3 protein-coding genes and 2 pseudogenes are annotated in these 3,849 nt (G+C 73.4%); 2 read left to right on the top strand and 3 right to left on the bottom strand.

Going from position 1 to position 3,849, the window contains the following annotated elements; genetic code table 11:
• Positions 1-389 (bottom strand): hypothetical protein (locus AB0O00_RS32080; protein ID WP_363657768.1); only part of this gene is annotated, 389 nt, incomplete at its 3' end.
• Here AB0O00_RS32080 and AB0O00_RS32075 point away from each other — a divergent pair.
• A pseudogene (locus AB0O00_RS32075) lies at positions 360-608 on the top strand (prenyltransferase); the annotation flags it as partial. The gene AB0O00_RS32080 and the pseudogene AB0O00_RS32075 overlap by 30 nt on opposite strands.
• Positions 609-1,182: 574 nt before the next feature.
• Complete coding sequence (locus tag AB0O00_RS32070) at positions 1,183-1,797, top strand: terpene synthase family protein (RefSeq protein ID WP_363657770.1); 615 nt, start codon at positions 1,183-1,185, stop codon at positions 1,795-1,797.
• Positions 1,798-1,806: 9 nt separating this feature from the next.
• Here the strand turns inward: AB0O00_RS32070 and AB0O00_RS32065 are convergent, their stop codons facing one another.
• Positions 1,807-2,664: a hypothetical protein gene (locus tag AB0O00_RS32065; protein WP_363657767.1), complete on the bottom strand. Its 858-nt coding sequence runs from the start codon at positions 2,662-2,664 to the stop codon at positions 1,807-1,809.
• 295 nt (positions 2,665-2,959) lie between these two features.
• Positions 2,960-3,849, bottom strand: a pseudogene (locus AB0O00_RS32060) (hypothetical protein); the annotation flags it as partial.

Raw genomic sequence — 3,849 nt, 5'->3', positions numbered from 1 at the left:
CCGGGCGCGCCCGGGCGCTGGCCGAGGACACACGCGCGAACGGCGGCCTGGCACCGTCGGTTACACCCACTGCCCCGTTCGAGCGGCTCTGGTTGCTCGAGACGCTCCTGCCGTCCGGCTGCGACGTGGGCGACCACGAGCATCTCCGGCCCCGGGTGGGCGAGTTGCTCGGTGTGGACGGTGCCTGCGGAGCCCCCGGCCTGCCGCCGGACAGCGACGACACGGCCGCCGCGCTGTACCTGCTGGGCCTGCTGGGCGAGGTCCGCGATCCCGAACCCCTCCGCCGGTTCGAAACCCCCACCCATTTCGCCTGCTACGTCGGCGAGGACACCCCGTCGCCCACGGCGAACGCCCACGTCCTGGAGGCCCTCGGCCTGCACCGCCGACACAACCGCCAGCCCGCCGGCCCGGACGCGTGGACGAACGAAGCGATCGCCAAGGTCGTCTCGTGGCTGTGCGACGCCCAGCAGCCGGACGGCACGTGGAGCGACAAGTGGCACTCCTCCCCCTTCTACGCGGTCCACTGCTGCACACCCGCCCTGCACGAGTACGGCGGCCCGCGGGCACGTCACGCAGTGGAACGGGCACTCACCTGGCTCCGAAGCGCCCAACACCCCGATGGTGCCTTCGGCTTGGGCGCCGGCAGCAGGGAGGAGACCGCGTACGCCGTCCTGGCACTGAGCCGCTGCCGTGACGCATCCCCCGACCCGAGGGACCTCGAACTGCTCAGATCCGCCCGCGCGTTCCTCCTCGGCACCACCCGCGCGGACCCGCCGCTGTGGCAGGACAAGGACCTCTACACGCCGCGCGCCGTCGTCCAGGCCGCCATCACCGCCGCGCTGGCGGCCACCGAGCGGCTGCCCGTCACCCCACCGCGCCCGCACACCCCGCACGCTGTCGATGCAGGCGCCGACAACTCGGCCAGGGAGACCGCCCGAGCCGTCCGCGCATGGGCAGCCGCGCACCCGGACATCCCGCAGGGACCCATCGAACCGCTGGCCGCCGTCATGGCCCACGCCACCCCTCATCTCCCGGTCCCGGCCCTGACGTTGATGACGCGCGCCATGATGTGGGTCTACGCCCTGGACGACATGTTCGACACCGGCGGCCTGACCACGGCCGAACTCGACCACCGCTGCGCGAGCTACCTGGCCGTACTCGCCGGGGAGGACCCACCCGCCGATCGGCCGGGCGACACGCTCCTGCCCCTGCTGGAGACGATCGTCGCCGAGCTGTCGCGCTACCCGCTTTTTCACACCCCTACGACCGGAGCTCACCCACAACTTCCAGCTGGTGATGACCGGGATGCGGCACGAACACACCTGGCAACAAGCGCTGTTGGCCGAATCCCTGGCCCAACTCCCCGACTACGCCGAATACATCGGCAGCGCGCGAGCGTCCGTGGGCGGACTCGCCTACTACCTCACCGTCCTGATCCTGCTCGACGATCCCTCCACCGCGCACGTCCCGGCGCAGCTCGACGAACTCGCGATGCAGGCCAGTCTGTGCGTGCGCCTCGCCAACGACCTGGCCACCCACGCCCGCGAACGGGCCGAGGGCGGCGTCACCGCCATCCGCATCCACCAGGACGCCGCCACCGCCACCGGCCTCGACCACCGGGCCGCGCTGGCCGACGCGACGAGCCGGGTCACCGACGACCTCCACCACGCGCTGAACAGGCTCAGCCGCCTCGCCGCCACACCCTCCACCGCGACGGGACTCCCCGAACGAGCCCTGCTGAGAATGGCCCACGCCACCTGCGCCCAATACGCCCGGAGCGACTTCCGCCCCTCATAAGGCCAAGCCTCAGCCCAGGAAGTAGTCCGCGTCGCGCACGGCCAACGTCGATATCAGGGTGCGCAGTTCGGCCTCGGTGTTGTTCTTCCCGTCCGCGGACAGCACGATCAGGTCGTCGCCGCGGCGCACGAAGTAGAAGACGACGTACGGGTTGGCCCGGCGCCAGGTGTCCGGCGCCACCTGCTCGCAGCCGTCGCCGTTCACCGTGCTGCCCAGGTCCAGCGCTTCGCAGTGCGGCGGCTTGAAGGCCGGTGACACGTGCTCCACGGTGACCCGGATCCCCCAGCGGTTCGGGTCGTCGGGGTCGACGCCCGGCCGGTCGGGCAGCATGAGGAAGCCGAACCACGCGCCGGGCTTGCTGGCCATCGGGGTCCTGAGACGGTAGCCGGTGACGTCGGGGGCGTACAACGGGACGCCGGCGCCGACGAGTTCGCTCCGCAGGCGGTCGTCCGCGCGGTGGCCTCCGGCCAGGGCCGAGAGCGGCCAGAGCAGGACGAGGGCGACCAGCAGCGCGATCCGGGGCCGCCAGAGCAGCGGCCTGTTCGCGGTCACGACGGCCGCGACCGCGAACAGGGCGGCGGTGGTCAGCGGGAGCAGCGCGTCCGGGAGGCCCCAAGCGCCGGCCCGGTCGCGGAGCTCGGTCTCCAGCCAGCCGAGCGGAACGAGCGCGACGGCGACCCGCCAGGCCAGCCGGACGCCCACCAGCCGCAGTGCCAGCCAGCTCACCAGGAAGCCCACGACGGCGAGCACGGCGAGGACGAGCAGTCCCAGGCCGAGGCAACTCCACCCCGGCCCGCCGCACCGAAAGACGTCATCCCACGGCACGAGGGTGAGCAGGAACCCGACGGTCCCGAGCGCGGCCCCCACCGCCGCCGACCTGCCGGTCCTGGACCCCAGGACGACACGCCACCCGGCCCACCGCCGATCACCCGCCAACTGCTCCCCCGCCAAAGCCACGTTCCGCGCCGTCCCCTCGGTGATCTCGAACCAACGACCGATTCTGCCGCACGCACGTGGCACACGGCATGAGTACGGATACTCAGACGTGGTGAGCCCTGGTGGTGGCCGCCCCCACCGGCACCACCGCCGCCACGGCCAGTGCCGCACCCGCACCCGCACCCGCACCCGCCCGTCCGCGCCCGGGTGGATCTGCAACGTCCCCTCAATACCAGCGCGTCTGCCCGGCGACGCCCTGCCCGGTACGGGCCGCGTGCCGGAACACGCGCAGCGGCCCGTCGAGGAGGGCGTCGGCGTCGTGGGCGGGGTCGTCGCCGAGCCCGTCCAGCCAGGCGTGGATCCGCTCGACCACGTCCCGCCGCCGGCTGCCGGTCACGGCCAGGGCCGCCTCGGCGCGGGGCAGGCAGGCCCGCACCTGGGCGGAGTCGAGCAGGAAGTCCCCGAACCAGCCCGGCAGTTGGAGCGCGGACTCGGCACCGAGCGCGTAGGCGAGGGCCCAGAAGGGGTTGGCCTTCCGAGCGGTGGCCGCGAACAGGCCCTCTCCGCCCTCGGGCGGGAACTGCTCCAGCACGGCGTCGCGCAGCTCCTCCACCGCGTCGGAGTCGTCCTGGCATCCGTCGAAGAACCGGTAGAGCCGGAAGGCGTCCTCCGTGGCGGTCCACCCCCCGGTGCCGGCCGTCTGCTCGGTGAACAGGGACGCCCCCGCCAACCCGCGCCACCAGCCCAGCTCGGCCGTCACACCCGCGGCCGTCACACCCGCGGCTGCCGACGGCCGGGGCGGCGGCGAGCTCCGGACGGCGGCGAGCAGCAGCTCCCGCACCTGCTCGTCGGTCACCGTGCCGACGACCCACACACCCGTGGCGCTCACGCCCTGCCTCCCGCTCCCGCGATCCGACCGCCGATCATGCCCGATGCCTCCGACAAGGGGTCGACCTCCCCACCGCTCGACGTGGTCGGCGACCTCCGCCGTGGCCAGGCGCAGCAGTTCGGGGCCCGGGCGGCCCTCGGTCCGGCGCCGGTCCTCCTGGCGGTGGCCGGTCTCCAGGTCGGCTCGGAGCGCCTCGATGAGCGGGGCGAGCGGGGTCGCGTAGCGGT

Origin of the sequence: Kitasatospora sp. NPDC093558, from assembly GCF_040683475.1 — a bacterium.
GTDB lineage: Bacteria > Actinomycetota > Actinomycetes > Streptomycetales > Streptomycetaceae > Kitasatospora.
The sequence above is the reverse complement of the archived record's forward strand: the minus strand, read 5'-3'. Positions and strand labels throughout refer to the sequence as shown.